Genomic DNA, 13,417 nt, shown 5'->3' on the forward strand with positions numbered 1-13,417 from the left:
AAGGTGTTGTTAAAGGTCAAACGGGTGAGCCAACAGGCAAAGCCTGTTCCACCAAACTGGCATGCAGTGCAGCGCCCAAAGGCAAGATGTCGTCATTGAAATCGTAACGGCTGTTGTGCAGCGGGTGCGGCCCCGGGCCATGGGGCAGCCCTTGGCCAATGCGGATGTAAGCGCCAGGCACGGCCTGCAGCATGAAAGAAAAGTCTTCGCCGCCCATGCTGGGCAGCATGTTGCGCCAGACCTTGTCTTCGCCCACCAAGGTGGCCGCAACATCGCAGGCAAAGTGCGCCTCGCGCACGGTGTTGACGGTGGCCGGGTAAGTGCGCTCGTAGTGCAATTCGGCCGATGCGCCAAAGCCTTGGGCAATGCCGGTACACAAAGAACGCAAACGTTCTTCGATCTGGTCTTGCACGCTTTCGCTGTAAGTGCGCACCGTGCCCACCAAAGTCACTTCACCGGGAATCACGCTCATCGCGCCAGGGTTGCCGCCTTGCATCGAGCAGATGCTGACCACCGCTTGGTCAAACGTCGACAAATTGCGTGACACCACGCTTTGCGCGGCCGTGATGATGTGGCCCGCCACCAGCACCGGATCGATGGCTTGGTGGGGGCGTGCACCGTGGCCGCCTTTGCCGCGAATCAAAATCTCGATGCGGTCCACCGCCGCCTGCATGGGCCCGGGGGTGATGCCGATCACACCCAAAGGCGTTTCGGGCGAGTTGTGTTGGGCATAAACCTGCTCGCAAGGGAAGCGATCAAACAAGCCATCCTGCATCATGGCCCTTGCGCCCGCATAGCCCTCTTCGCCCGGCTGAAAAATCAGCACCGCCGTGCCATCAAATCGCCGGGTTTCGGCCAGATAGCGGGCCGCGCCCATCAGCATGGCGGTGTGACCATCGTGGCCGCAGCCGTGCATCAGCCCGGGAGTACCGGACTTCCAAGTGCATTCGTTGTATTCGGTCAGAGGCAAGGCATCCATATCGGCCCGCAGACCGATCATGCGGCCAGGGTTGGCAGCAGAGCGCCCTTGGCCGTGCACCAAAGCCACGACACCCGTTTTGCCGATGCCGGTGTGGATGCTGTCCACACCACACAGCTGCAGCATTTCGGCCACGCGGCGTGCGGTGTAGACCTCTTCAAAGCCCAGCTCAGGGTGGGCATGCAGGTCGCGCCTGAAGGCCGTGAGCTCGGGGTGGAACTGGGCGATGCGAGCAAACGCAGCTCCCCGCCCCAACACCGATTGCAGTGAAGCGCCCACGGTCAATGTCCTCCGGGCTTGCCCACGCGCAGACGCGGGTCCACCACAAAGTAGAGCAAGTCCACGATCAGGTTGATGACCACAAAGATCAGCGCAATCAGGCACAAATAAGCCGCCATGACCGGGATGTCGGCAAACGTCACCGCCTGGATGAACAACAAGCCCATGCCGGGCCACTGGAACACGGTCTCGGTGATGATGGCGAAGGCAATCAAACCGCCCAACTGCAGACCGGTGATGGTGAGCACCGGCACCAGGGTGTTTTTGAGTGCGTGCCCAAAGTGGATGGCACGGTTGGACAGGCCTCGGGCGCGGGCGAATTTGATGTAGTCGGTGCGCAGCACCTCCAGCATCTCGGCACGCACCAAACGCATGATGAGCGTGAGCTGAAAAATCGCCAGCGTCACGGCAGGCAGCACGATGTGGTGCCAGCCCTTGGCCGTCATCAGGCCACTGGACCACCAACCCATCTGCACCACCTCACCTCGGCCAAAACTGGGGAACCAGCCGAGCATCACGGCGAACACCAAGATCAACAAAATGCCGATCAGGAAGGTCGGCAAGGACACGCCCAGCAGCGACACCGTCATGATCAGCTGACTGGCCCAGGTGCCTCGGCGCAAGGCCGCGTAAACCCCCATCGGGATGCCTATGACCAGCGCCATGGTGGCCGCCACCAGTGCCAGCTCCAGCGTGGCAGGCAGGCGCTCGGCGATCAAGCGCGAAACCTTGGCGCCTTGGCGCAGACTCAGACCAAACTCGCCATGCACCGCGTTGTACAAAAAGTGGCCGAACTGCACAAAGAACGGTTGGTCCAGCCCCAAATCGGCCCGCAACATGTCGATCTGCTCTTTGGTGGCGTCTTGCCCCAGCAAGAACACCACCGGATCGCCCACATACTGAAACAGCAAAAAAGCGATGAAGGCGACCGTGACCATCACGACCACGGCCTGGATCAGCCGCTGCAAGATGAAAGCGAGCATCAGTTGACCTTGATCAGCGACCAGTCGAGGCGGTTGTCAGGGCGATGGACGACCTCGACGTTTTTCTTCATCGCCCAAGGGATCACTTGGTTGTGCAGCGGGATGTGCGCCACGGTGTCGTTTTGCAACTGCAGACCTTCGGTCAGGAAGCGGTTGCGCACGGGCAAGTCGGTCTCTGTCTTCACGCGGTCCACGATGTAGTCCATGCGCGTGTTGCTGTAGCGGCCCACGTTGTAGTTGCCATCACCGCCTGTGCCCACGCTGCGGGTGAGCGACTGAAGGCTGTACAGCGCGTCAAAAGTCGGCACGCCCCAGCCCAGCATGTAGATGCTGGCTTCGTATCGCTGGATCATGGGAAAGTACGTCACCAATGGCATGGTGCGCAGTTTGGCCTTCACACCGACCTTGGCCCACATCGCCGTGATGGCTTGGCAAATCTCTTCGTCATTGATGTAACGGTTGTTGGGGCAGGCAAAGTCCACCTCAAAGCCATTGGCGTAGCCGGCTTCGGCCAGCAGCTTTTTGGAAGCATCTTGCGAATAAGGGAAGCGGGTGTCTACAGCTTTGGTCCAGCCATTGACCTGAGGGGCCACCAAGGCTCCTGTATTTTGCGACAGGCCGCGCATGGTTACGCGGTGGATGGTTTCGATGTCAATGGCCTGGTACAGCGCCTTGCGCACTTTCACGTCCTTGAGCGGGTTCTTGCCCTTGACGCTGGAGCCAGGCAGCTCGTCACGGTGCTGGTCCATGCCCAAAAAGATGGTGCGGTTTTCAATGCCGTCGATCACCTTCAGGTTGGCGTTGTTGCGCATACGTCCCAGATCTTGCGGGCTGGGGTCGAGCACAAAGTCAATCTCGCCCGACAGCAACGCCGCAGCACGTGTGGCTTCGTTCTTGATGGGGGTGTAAATGATCTCGGTGACGTTGGTGGGTGCTTCGGACCAGCCCCACCAATTGGGGTTCTTCACCAGCACCAGCTTTTGGTCAGGTTGCCACTCTTTGACCATGTAAGGGCCACTGCCCATGGCGTTGCGGTGGGCAAAGTTTTCGTCTTTGGTTTTGGCGTCTTTGGGCTCGACCGACTTGTTCTTTTCTGCCCAGGCTTTGCTCATGATGCGCAGCTCGGTCAGCTGGTTGAGCAGCACTGGGTTGGGGCCGCTCAAAATGATGTCCACCGTGTTGGCATCGACCTTGGCCACGCGGCTGATGCCTTGGGCGTAGACGTTGAAGTTGGATGTCTTGGCACGGGCGCGCTCCAGAGAGAACACCACATCGTCGGCCGTCAAGGCCGAGCCGTCGCTGAACTTGACGCCTTTTCGCAAATTGAAGCGGTACTGCGTGGGAGACATTTCTTTCCAAGAGGTGGCCAACTTGGGCTCAACCTTGAAAGTTTTGCTGTTGTAGTAAACCAGCGAGTCAAAAATGGCGGCGTGCACGCCATTGCCCAAAGCGTTGTTTTGCGAGTGGATGTCGAGCGTGGGGATGTCGCTGGCGCTGGACCATTTGAAAGGCTTGGCCTGCACCGTGGCTGCGCCCATCAGGCCCGCCAAACCCAAAGACAGCACCAAGGTGGTGGTGCGGACAGATAAATTCGTTACATTTTTCATCAAAGTCACCTCTATCATGGAATGGGATGTACAGAGTTAAATACTATGCAACATTTGGGCCCGTCTCAGGGAGAGGGAATTCCCCCAAATGGCCTGTCGCGCACAGGACTGGTGCACGCACGGCTGCTGACTTTAGTTGAGCTGGATGTCGCCGTACCATGCCCGGACATTGCCGCGGGTATTGTCGCTGTCGGTCATGATGGCCATACCCACCAAAGCACCGGGCGCTTCGCCAAAGGCTTTTTCAAAGTCAGCTCGCACATCCCGTTGGTAGTGTCGCCACTGCTTCACGTGATCCGCCCCAGACTCCACCACCAGTTTGCGGACCCGGTCGGTGCGTGGGTTGACGATGACCGCTCCCACGGGGCGGTGGTTGCACCACACATACATCAGGGTGGCATAGGGCAAGGGCTCGCCTGTGAGGGCTTGCGTCAAATCGCTCAGCATGGTGTTTTTGGCAGAAAACTGGCTGCGATCTCCCTCAAAAGCCAAGATCAAGCGCACGGGGGAGTCTTCGCTGTCGCGCTCGCCCATGTCGGCTTGCGCCATCAAGCCCTCAATTTGCCATTGAAACTGCAAACGACCCAATTGCTCAGCTGGCACATTCAAGCGCTTGCGGAGCATGCTGGCCGAAGATTGCGCATGTGCGCTCATGGCCGCACGCTGGTCGTGTTGCTCCAGCTTAAAAGCGGTTCGCAATTTGCCAGGCAAAGCCACCGCCTCCCACTGCGTTTTATCTTGAGGTCTGAAATGCAAACCGCCGTCGGGCTTCATCAATGCGGCTGCTTGGGGTGGAGTTTGTGGAGGCAAGGTGCAAGCACTCAGCCCCAAGGCAAAAGCCAAGACCCACACCGATCGAAACCCACTAAACCAATTGTTCATGCTCGTGTTCACTGATGCCCATAATGGCTGTGAATCTTACGTCATTGAATTAAAAAAACCCACCGTGTTGCCACGGTGGGTTTTTTAGCTTTTAACTCTCAACTGGCTTGCGCCAGCGTCAAATTAGAAGGAGTGCTTCACGCCAGCTTCGAAGCCTTTGGAACGCAGACCAGTGAAGTCGCTGGCAGCTGCAGAGCCCACAGACATACCGTAACCAGCTTCGTTCTTCAGAACAGAGTAAGTACCGTACACAGAAGTGCGCTTGCTCAGGTCATAAACAGCGCCCATGGCAAACTGGTTACCCATTTTGTTACCGCCATCTTTACGTGTCACGTAAGAAGCCTTCAGAGTCGCGGCACCCATGGGGGCAGAAACGCCGTAGATCATGGCTTTGGCTTCACCTGCCGTTGTGCCAATGGTCAACTTGTCAGTCTTGTAACCCAAGCTCAACTTGGCAACGCCCAGATCATAAGCGGCAGCCAAGAAGTTGGTGGTCCACTTTTGATCGTCTGTAGGCTGAACTGCAGCAGTAGCAGGTGCAGCTACTGAACAAGTTGTACCCGACCAAGTCTTGCAACCATCAGCAACAGCAGCGGCACCAGTCACGCCACCGTTGGTGACTTGGTTAGCGAATGCAATCGAAACAGGGCCATTGGCGTATGCCAACTTCACGCTGGTCATTTTGCCAACTTTCTTGTCGGTGTTGGTGTTCTCGGCACCGAAGCTGTACATCAAAGATGCGTTAAAGCCATTGAAAGAAGGGCTGTAGAAAGTGACGCTGTTGTTGGCACGAACGGCGTTGGGATCAGCGTAAGTTGTACCAGCAGCAACTTTGGAAGCAGCATCAGCACCATCTTTGGAAGCAGCTTGAGCAGTGGCAAAAGTTGAAGCTGTTGCAGTAGTGTTGCCAGTCAAAGCGTTGGCCAGGTTGTAGGAAGAACCCACACCGTTGGTGCCGAATGGATCAGCAATGCCAGCAACCGTAAACATTGGGGTGTAGTCACGACCCAAGCGGACTTCACCGAAACCACCGGACAGGCCGATGACGGACTTACGCTGGAAGTCAAATTTGGCAGAAGTACCGACGTCAGGGTTCATGCCGCCTTCGAAATGGAAGTTGGCTTTCAAGCCGCCGCCCAGATCTTCAGTACCGTTCACGCCAAAACGGCTGGAATAGATACCGTCTTGAGCCATGCCATTGAACTTGTTGGCGCCAGTGGTCACGGAACGAACGTTCAGGTCAGCGCCACCGAACAAAGTCACGGTGGATTGTGCGAAAGCAGCGCCAGTGGCAGCAACAGCAGCCAGAGCAAACAATGTTCCATTTTTCCATCAAGTTGCTTGAAGGTGCCTGCAAGGTGCCAACAATGCACCAACAACAAAGTGAGCAAAGTTGTACAGCAGCAGATGTACAACAAATCACGCTGCAGCTTGCCAGATTTTCTGCACGGCACACAACGGCAGCTGACGGAGCAGATGCGGCACGACTGCAGCCATAAATCGCAGCCAGCGTTCGTGTGCGTGGTTGCATTTACGATGTACAACAGTACGCTTGCAGCATGCATACCGTTTCTACCGCAGCAGCAGCCAACGACACGCACATGCGCAGCAGCCAACGCGAGCGCACCGTGCCAATTCCTGCAACCATCACACCAGTGCCAGGTTATCCCAGCAAATTGAGCGTGTTTAAGATAGCTGCCAGCAAGTTCTGGCAAGTGCGCTGCTGGATTGCTGGACGCACACACAGACGCAGCACGCAAACACAAAGCCTGCGCTTGGCACAGAGTTTTGCGCGAACATTTTATGAACAACTGCTAGCGCAGTCTGCCAGTTTGAGCACTACTGCAACAGCAGCACACAACGAGATTCAACACTGCGCAGCCACAGTCAAACCACAGCACACCTTTGCAGCCATTGCTGCACAGATGATCACAAACGAACAAGCTCGCGTTGAGCGCGGTGAGTTTAGTGCTGGCAGTTTGCAAGTCCTGCGCAACAGACTGGATGCACACATACTGCCGCGCTGGGGCAAGCAGCCACCTTCTGCAGTAGATCACTCTGAACTGCTGGCATTCACGCAGTACCTGAGCAAGACATTCTCAACCATCACCGTCAGCCAGTATCTGGTTGCAGTGCGCAAAGTTTTGACCATGGCTGTGTCAGTAGTTGCACTGGACAAGCTGCCAGAGTTTCCTAAGATCAAAGTACAAACCAACAGTCGCGGTGCATTCACACCCACAGAGTACTGGCAGATCATGCGCACTGCACGCAAGCTGCAATACACACGCCACCCAGACAGCGACAGCACATTGCGCAAAAGCTATCGCTTGCGCTCAGCTGAATACACCATGCCGCCAGATGTTGCATGGTGCATTGGATTCATGGTCAACAGCTTTATCAGACCCAGCGACTTAAAGACACTCAAACACAGGCACGTGGAAGTGGTGCGTAACGGCAATACCTACCTGCGCCTGAACCTACCCAAAACAAAAAGTCATGCACGTCCCATCGTAACGCTGCAACCCGCTGTTCGCATTTACCAGCAGCTGTCGCAACACTACAGCGCACGGAGCCTTGCAGCACCAGACGACTACCTGTTTCTACCGCACCTGCGTGACCGTGCCTATGCGCACTGGGTGCTGAGCTTTTATTTCAACTGGGTACTGGCACGCACTGGATTAAAGCTGGGTGCGCACGGACAAGAGCGTAGCTTGTACAGCCTACGACACAGCAGCATCACCTTCCGTTTGCTGTACGGACAAGGCATTGACTTGCTGACGCTGGCACGCAATGCACGCACCAGTGTGGACATGATCAATCAACACTACGCCAGTACCGTAACGGGCGAGCAGAACATTGGCATGCTGCAAAGTCGCCGTACTCGTCAGCACAGCCAGTTATCACACACAGTTATTTCTTGAACCCATCGCGCAGCTTCGCGCTAGCGCTTTCAATCTGCGTGTCCAGTTCACCATTGCGCACAGCATCAATCACCGTGTCCAAGACTGCGCATATGTTCTCAACTGCGCCAACGTCAATTGCGGTTTTGCCTTTTTGCAGCTCAATCTGCTTGCTTCCGTATTGCACAGCCAACAAACACTCGCCCTTCTCTCCAGTCCAAAACCACGGCTTGATGCGAACAGGCACTTGTTTAACAACCCGTGCACCAGTGTCAGCATCTGCGAATGAGCGGTAGCGTGTAGGTGTGTAGTGCTGCCCTTGCGCTTGTGCAGCTGCCAGCATGCGCTGCTCGCCCAATTTAATCAGCAGCTTGTTGCGGCGTTTGACAACGTCAGGCAGTGCACGTGTCTTGCGGGCTGCGGTCAACTTCAATGTGTTCAGAATGGCAGTCATGTGCTTTTCCTTTCGAATGTTTGTAAAGCACAGACTATTTTGTGACCAACCACCACGGTCGAGCAACCGAATTCCGTTCAGTATTGCGGGTCATTCAAGTGTCGCTTTAAATGACACCAACATTTGCACCAACATTTGCACCAACATTTGCACCAACATTTGCACCAACAACTGCACCAACAACTGCACCAACATTTGCAGCACAAACGCAGATGGAATTTTTACAGTATGTTGACACTTGCGTGCAGCACCGTTGGATTCTTTGCAATGTACTTTTCGGTGACCACAATCGATCTGTGTCCTGCCAACTCTTTCAACACATGAATCGCCACGCCTTTGTTCGCCAAATTCGTAATGAATGAACGACGACCACTGTGACTGCTGCCATGAACAATGTCACAGTCCTTGTACCAGTAGTGAAACATTTGACAGCCAGTTGATGCAGAAAACCCACGGTCAGCGCTCTTTTGCGTTGCAAACAGTGCGCGACTTGTGTTTGACATGGTCACAGCCAATAAATCCTGCACACCAAATCTTTCGCGCAAATAGTTGCGAATCACATCACGCATTTTGTCAGCCAGATACACAGTGCGCCCACGAGCGCCCTTGGTTTGGTTTCTGTTGAGATTGACTTCTTGCTTGATATCGCCGTTGCGTTCCAGCACATCACAGATACGCATGCTGACCAACTCTTTGATGCGCACACCACATCCGTGCGTCAACAAGAACATTGCTTGGTTTCTCATTGCGTGCTGCTTCTTGCCGAGATATTGCATCACTCGTTCAACTTCATCTTGTGTCAGTACCTTTGCTTGCGCCATATTTGCCACTCCTTGCTATCAAATATTTATTCAATGCAAGTGTGCAACCAAACATCTACGCGGACAACCAAAACAATCACACCTGAAACTTGTACGAATGTATTGCCTTTTTGCAAAACCAAATATTAGTGTAATTTCACTTGGTCTGCGATTGCGCAAAACAGCGCACAAGCGCTTAACGGCTCACTCAGCATACTGCGTATGCATTTTCAAAAATAACGCAGCACAGCTTGTTTAAACAAGTCTAGCAGCGCAGCGCAAAGCGCAATGCAACTTTCTAAGTTGAATCGCAATAATATTTTGTTGCAGCAGTGTGAGTCAAACGCAACACTCAGAAGTTTTTGGGCACGTAGCTCTTTGCCAACTGTTCTTGCTGCGCAATAAACGCCTTGTGTGCCAGCTCTGCCTTGCGCACTTCGTCAGAAATGCCTTTGTAGCCCGTAATTTTTTCTTCATCCAAATACCAAAACTGCAATCCCGTTTCTCTGCGCATCAGCAGTTCAATTCGTTTCTTGTCTGCACTGTGCAGCTGCTCATTGATGTAAATGGCATCATGCACGTTCGCCAAAACTGTTTTGTAAACCGCACCAACTTCTCTGCGCACAATGTCCATCACAATTGACTCTGACTGTTGATACAAGAACGACATCAATTTGCTTTTGCTTATTCGTCCTGATGCTGTTTGCAGTTCGGTGTCTGCGAGCAGTGCTGGATCGTTTTCTTTTGCATACTCAGTGATGATCTCGTCCATGCGCTTGTTCTCGTCCATGTACGCCGCTGCCTCCGCACAAGCGTAGAAGTTGCTGCGTGCGTGCTCATCTGCAATGATTTTGACGATTGCAGGATTAAACGCTTTGCCGCTGCGATCAATCCAACCTTGCGTTGTCTTTCTCGCGCCAAAGCTGATTGCAGTCAGTGCTTGTTTGACCACATCCAGCTGCATGTCCGCGCTGATATGCGTACCGCCGCCAAATGTCTGCTGCCTGATTGTTTCTCTGAATGCTTTTTTGTCCGTCAAATAACTCAAGCAAGTTGCAAATGACGCATTGAACTCATGCGGTGCGATTCCATTTTTCTCGCAAATCATCCAAGCAAAACCCAGCTTCCATGCCACAACACTTGAACGGATGTCGTACTCATAGCAGTCGCCCAGCATGGCATGACGCAACACTGTTCTAATTGACTGCACATTCAGTGCGCCCGTGTAGTACATGCGCCCAAAGTGACTGGGATTCTTTTTCATGGGCAATGTGTTGCTGCCCGCCTGCGCAATTCTCACAATCGCTTGTGCTTGTCGCACCAACATCTGCCGCTGCACATCGTTCATCTTGTTTGCTCGTTTGGTCAAGAACACAATGAACTGTTTGAGTGATGCCACATCCACTGGACACAGATCGTAGTTTTCATCAACTTCTGCTTTGCTCATTTCGGCAAAGTCTGGAAACATTTTGTAAAAGAAATCCGTGTCCGTCAGTGACTTGTCGTTGAGCAATGCATCCAATTCATTTATCGTCTTCTTGCGCAATTGATTGATGTCCATTGCGTCAGTCATGGTCACATGCCGCGTCAGTTGCACGGTGGAATAATTCCCGCCTTTTTGTCCTGTTGAAACCACAGCAACAAGATTCAAACCGTTTGACTCCAGCCACTTGTGCAAGTACTGCCGTTTGCCATCAATCACAAACTGCCCCACTTGCAGCGTCAAATCGTGCGTGCTCACATAAAAGTGTTTGAAAAACCTGTACATGTTGTCATCCATGTGCAGCAGCGATTGCTCCAAATTCTGCTCAAGCACACTGATGTACTTTGCCAATGCCAATTGCGCTTTGTTTGTTTTGGGCATTGCACGTTTGAGTGCTGCTGCAACAGCGTCACTTGCTGCGAGCTTGATTGTTTGCGCAGTCATGCACGGCTCCCATGCTGCACTGTGTGCGACATTAAAAATGTCTTACACATATAGTAATTCTTCAAATAATACATATCCCACTTCCATCAATTGAGATCAAATGCAGTTGAAGAAAATTGTGACGAATGAGCGAAGCGAATGAAGCTCACAGATGTGTAAGCGCAGCGCAACACATCATTAACGATCACATCACTTGCTTGCACATCACACACATACAAACACACAAACTCGTACACACACATCTCTAAACAACCACACTATGAATTGATCTTCTCTTTTTTGTCACTCATTGATATTTATTTAGAACCAAATAGTTTCGCAGTAAAACCAAATAGATTGATTTTTTGCAATTCATTTTGCCGTGCAAATTTTCGTGCAACATTGTGAACTCATTTCGTGTGTGCCGCATCGATGCAACCTTTGCCAATGCAATTGATGTTTCACATTCCTCTGCTGCACTTGTTTCATTCATTTTTTCTCAATCAATGTCTACCGCATCACGACGCACTGCGCTAGCACAACACCGCACAGCTAGCGCAGTCACCGCACTTGTGCCAGTGCGATAAATAATTGCATGAAGATCAGCGAAATTACTCAACCACTACTGTCATTCATTGCCACCGTTCGTGTTGTTCAAAACCAATTGACCATCACTGCTCGAATCGTCACACTCGCTGACGACTTCATGCATGCCAAAATCTTGCTCGCGGAAAAGTACGGAGCAGTAAATGTTCTGTCCCTGCTACCGTTTGCACGCGAACAAGAGATTGACGAAACCACCGCACCGTTGTCCGCTGCAGAGCTTCAAGTCAAATCCATGCGCGACCGTGCCAAACAACTCAACCAACAAGCCCAGCAAGTCAAAGCACGCAGCAAATTGCAAAAAGCACAGCAAAATCTTTTCAAAGCACACCAACCACCACGCACCAACTGACACCATTGCGTGCACACATAAAAAAACAGCGTACACAAAGCGTGACGCTGTTTTTCTTTGAGCAGTTTTCCAACGCCTTTATGTGCTGCGCTTTTTTCTTGTCGCTGTTTTGCGTGGCGTTGTCTTGCGAGCGGGAGTTGATTTGATGAAGTCTTTTACATCTTTGTATTCGAATGCATGTGACTCATATAAACGCTTGATTGATTCCAAAGCTGCTTGCCGCGCAACTTCACGTTGCTGTTTGATTTGTTCTTCAAGTAATTTTTGAGCAGCAATCATCTCTTCAAGTTGCTGTTGCGGATCATTAGTCGCTGTCATTTGTGTCTCCAATGTGTTGTTGTCACATTTATCAATTTATCAGCAACATCACCTACACTGCACCAGTGTTTTCCCTTGAGTGCAGTTGTTTCATCTTTGCCGCACAGCGTGTAGGCAAGAAAAAACCCACCGTGTTGCCACGGTGGGTTTTTTGACTTTTAAATCATCAACTGGCTTGCGCCAGCGGGGAATTAGAAGGAGTGGACAACGCCAAAGCCGAGAGCATTGGTCTTGGCAGGAACGGCATCAGAGCCACCAGCAGCCAAAGATGTGAATGCCAGAGCCTGAGCAGCAACTGCGTTGGTGCCAGATGTCATCACGTAGTCAACATACACGCGTGTACGCTTGGACAATGCATAGTTAGCAAACAGTTCTGTTGCTTTGACTTTGCTGTCTGTGTTGTTGGCGAACTGAGCACCAATGTTCAAGGCGCCAACAGGAGCAACCACGCCCAAGGAGTAGCCTTTGCCACCTTGACCAGCTGCGTAGCCAGAGCCGGGGATAGCAGCGAATTGGTTGTAACCTGTAGCTACAGCAGCCTTGTTCTCGCGCTGGTTGTATGCAGCAGCAATTTTGGCAACGCCGAGGTCATAGGATGCGCCAATGGCGAAAGCATCACGGTTGGCAGATGCGCTGTTCTTGGTTTCAACAACTGCAGCAATGGCCAATGGGCCGTTAGCGAAGCTGACAGCAGCAGTCACGCGATCTTTATTATCAGCAATTTGTGCAGCAGTAAGATTGCCGTTGGCGGCAGCGTCACCCTTCAAAGTCACGCCCAAACGTGCAGTCACACCACCCATGGTTGGGGATGTGTATTGCAGTTGGTCGCTGCGACGCGAAGAACCGTACCAAGTCACAGCGGAAACGCCAGCGTTGGCCAAAGCGGAAGAACCGGAAGTACCGTTCAAGTCAAAACCACCCATGGCTTTGGCAGCGATGGAAGAAGAACGACCCAACTGGACTTCACCGAAGCCACCAGCCAAAGCCACGTTGGACTCACGGCTGAATGCCAATGGTGTTGAGCCACCACCCAAGTCGAAACCGCCGGTTTGCAGGTTGAACTTGGCTTGCAGACCGCCGCCCAGATCTTCAACGCCACGGAAACCAATCACGGATGTGGAGTTGAAACCGTCTTTTGCGGTCAAAGGTGCATTGACCAAACCGTAAGTTTCGCCGTTTTGCAGACCCAACTTACCGCCTTTGAGTTTGCCGTAACCAACATCCAAAGTACCGTAGATGGTCACAGAAGATTGGGCCATCGCTGCGCCAGAAGCTGCCAAAACAGCCAGAGCAACAATGAAAGACTTTGCACAGAGAGTTCCGAAAAGTTTAAAAGAGCGCACCAAGGTTCTTC

The 13,417-nt window shown here is 52.7% G+C and carries 12 protein-coding genes; 2 read left to right on the forward strand and 10 right to left on the reverse strand.

Going from position 1 to position 13,417, the window contains the following annotated elements; genetic code table 11:
- Positions 1-16 precede the first annotated feature (16 nt).
- The 5 genes from ACZ5SR_RS14680 to ACZ5SR_RS14700 form a co-directional block, all read right to left on the reverse strand.
- Entirely contained in the window at positions 17-1,258 is a 1,242-nt protein-coding gene (locus ACZ5SR_RS14680) for a M20 aminoacylase family protein (RefSeq protein WP_464449367.1), read from the reverse strand.
- A 2-nt stretch (positions 1,259-1,260) separates the two neighbouring features.
- Positions 1,261-2,241, reverse strand: coding sequence for an ABC transporter permease (locus ACZ5SR_RS14685; protein WP_464449368.1), 981 nt, complete (start codon positions 2,239-2,241; stop codon positions 1,261-1,263).
- Positions 2,241-3,848, reverse strand: coding sequence for an ABC transporter substrate-binding protein (locus ACZ5SR_RS14690; protein WP_464449369.1), 1,608 nt, complete (start codon positions 3,846-3,848; stop codon positions 2,241-2,243). Before ACZ5SR_RS14690 ends, ACZ5SR_RS14685 begins: the two co-directional genes overlap by 1 nt.
- A gap of 132 nt (positions 3,849-3,980) precedes the next feature.
- On the reverse strand, positions 3,981-4,730 hold the full coding sequence (locus ACZ5SR_RS14695) for a DUF3047 domain-containing protein (RefSeq protein WP_464449370.1): 750 nt from the start codon (positions 4,728-4,730) through the stop codon (positions 3,981-3,983).
- 123 nt (positions 4,731-4,853) lie between these two features.
- Positions 4,854-6,047, reverse strand: coding sequence for a porin (locus tag ACZ5SR_RS14700; protein ID WP_464449371.1), 1,194 nt, complete (start codon positions 6,045-6,047; stop codon positions 4,854-4,856).
- A gap of 284 nt (positions 6,048-6,331) precedes the next feature.
- Between ACZ5SR_RS14700 and ACZ5SR_RS14705 the strand changes: the two genes are divergently transcribed.
- Positions 6,332-7,651 carry a site-specific integrase gene (locus tag ACZ5SR_RS14705; protein WP_464449373.1) on the forward strand — a complete coding sequence of 440 codons (1,320 nt, stop codon included), beginning with the start codon at positions 6,332-6,334 and terminating at the stop codon, positions 7,649-7,651.
- On the opposite strand, the gene ACZ5SR_RS14710 is transcribed toward ACZ5SR_RS14705, so the two are convergent.
- The 3 genes from ACZ5SR_RS14710 to ACZ5SR_RS14720 all read right to left on the reverse strand — a co-directional run bounded on the left by ACZ5SR_RS14710 (position 7,641) and on the right by ACZ5SR_RS14720 (position 10,811).
- A complete protein-coding gene (locus tag ACZ5SR_RS14710) occupies positions 7,641-8,084 on the reverse strand; it encodes a DUF6641 family protein (RefSeq protein ID WP_464449374.1) in 444 nt (147 codons plus the stop codon). The two genes, ACZ5SR_RS14705 and ACZ5SR_RS14710, sit on opposite strands and share 11 nt — an antisense overlap.
- Before the next feature lie 221 nt (positions 8,085-8,305).
- Positions 8,306-8,905: a tyrosine-type recombinase/integrase gene (locus ACZ5SR_RS14715; RefSeq protein WP_464449375.1), complete on the reverse strand. Its 600-nt coding sequence runs from the start codon at positions 8,903-8,905 to the stop codon at positions 8,306-8,308.
- Positions 8,906-9,236: 331 nt separating this feature from the next.
- Positions 9,237-10,811 carry a hypothetical protein gene (locus ACZ5SR_RS14720; protein ID WP_464449376.1) on the reverse strand — a complete coding sequence of 525 codons (1,575 nt, stop codon included), beginning with the start codon at positions 10,809-10,811 and terminating at the stop codon, positions 9,237-9,239.
- A gap of 574 nt (positions 10,812-11,385) precedes the next feature.
- Between ACZ5SR_RS14720 and ACZ5SR_RS14725 the strand changes: the two genes are divergently transcribed.
- Positions 11,386-11,745, forward strand: coding sequence for a hypothetical protein (locus ACZ5SR_RS14725; RefSeq protein ID WP_464449377.1), 360 nt, complete (start codon positions 11,386-11,388; stop codon positions 11,743-11,745).
- Positions 11,746-11,823: 78 nt separating this feature from the next.
- On the opposite strand, the gene ACZ5SR_RS14730 is transcribed toward ACZ5SR_RS14725, so the two are convergent.
- On the reverse strand, positions 11,824-12,063 hold the full coding sequence (locus ACZ5SR_RS14730; protein WP_108313431.1) for a hypothetical protein: 240 nt from the start codon (positions 12,061-12,063) through the stop codon (positions 11,824-11,826).
- Positions 12,064-12,254: 191 nt separating this feature from the next.
- Positions 12,255-13,406 carry a porin gene (locus ACZ5SR_RS14735; RefSeq protein WP_464451064.1) on the reverse strand — a complete coding sequence of 384 codons (1,152 nt, stop codon included), beginning with the start codon at positions 13,404-13,406 and terminating at the stop codon, positions 12,255-12,257.
- Positions 13,407-13,417 lie beyond the last annotated feature (11 nt).

The organism is Limnohabitans sp. TEGF002 (assembly GCF_055395845.1).

Excerpts from the sequence above, each read along its gene's own strand:
- ACZ5SR_RS14685 (WP_464449368.1), bottom strand. The coding sequence starts at position 2,241 with ATGCTCGCTTTCATCTTGCAGCGGCTGATCCAGGCCGTGGTCGTGATG.
- ACZ5SR_RS14690 (WP_464449369.1), bottom strand. The coding sequence starts at position 3,848 with ATGAAAAATGTAACGAATTTATCTGTCCGCACCACCACCTTGGTGCTG.
- ACZ5SR_RS14695 (WP_464449370.1), bottom strand. The coding sequence starts at position 4,730 with ATGAACAATTGGTTTAGTGGGTTTCGATCGGTGTGGGTCTTGGCTTTT.
- ACZ5SR_RS14705 (WP_464449373.1), top strand. The coding sequence starts at position 6,332 with ATGCGCAGCAGCCAACGCGAGCGCACCGTGCCAATTCCTGCAACCATC.
- ACZ5SR_RS14710 (WP_464449374.1), bottom strand. The coding sequence starts at position 8,084 with ATGACTGCCATTCTGAACACATTGAAGTTGACCGCAGCCCGCAAGACA.
- ACZ5SR_RS14715 (WP_464449375.1), bottom strand. The coding sequence starts at position 8,905 with ATGGCGCAAGCAAAGGTACTGACACAAGATGAAGTTGAACGAGTGATG.
- ACZ5SR_RS14720 (WP_464449376.1), bottom strand. The coding sequence starts at position 10,811 with ATGACTGCGCAAACAATCAAGCTCGCAGCAAGTGACGCTGTTGCAGCA.
- ACZ5SR_RS14725 (WP_464449377.1), top strand. The coding sequence starts at position 11,386 with ATGAAGATCAGCGAAATTACTCAACCACTACTGTCATTCATTGCCACC.
- ACZ5SR_RS14730 (WP_108313431.1), bottom strand. The coding sequence starts at position 12,063 with ATGACAGCGACTAATGATCCGCAACAGCAACTTGAAGAGATGATTGCT.